The 479-nt window shown below is 36.3% G+C and carries 1 protein-coding gene; it reads right to left on the bottom strand.

All coding sequences use genetic code 11. The features are described 5' to 3' along the window. Nucleotides 1-479, bottom strand: a 479-nt coding sequence (locus C1I98_RS46575; protein WP_497846370.1) for a YdcF family protein, incomplete at both ends; no start/stop codon positions are given.

Below are 479 nucleotides of genomic sequence, written 5' to 3'. Positions count from 1 at the left end.
ATAATATTCGAGGGCTTTATCCAAGCGTCCTTTTAAGAGTGGAGTTACGGTTTCAGATCGTACCCCCGCTCCTAAAACAATAATATAATCCACGTTGCCTTTGATAGGAACCACTTGATAAAGAAATGAATAAAAGAGATAACAAACAAAAATGAAAGTTAAAGTTACATCAATCCCTAAAAGGGTAAGCAAAATTCCAACGAAGCGTCCTAAAAATTGATTCAAAAACAAAATAGCTAAACCAGCAACCAACATGAATAAAAAATTAAGGCCTAAAATAAGCGATAATTTGGCAGTCAAACTTTTGCCTTCACGAGTTTGCATAATGTAGGTGTTAACAATCAAACTGAAGCCGATTACTAACGGCGTCAAAACAATTCCTAAAAGTAGGAAGACCGCAAGGCTAACAATTCCAGTCCTTGAACCTCCTGCCAGATAATTAGCAATCCACAAAGTGGGTAATAAAGCTAAGTTAATGC

This window comes from Spongiactinospora gelatinilytica, assembly GCF_003236385.1.
Classification (GTDB): Bacteria; Actinomycetota; Actinomycetes; order Streptosporangiales; family Streptosporangiaceae; genus Spongiactinospora; species Spongiactinospora gelatinilytica.
This window is presented reverse-complemented; position numbering and strand designations above follow the sequence as displayed.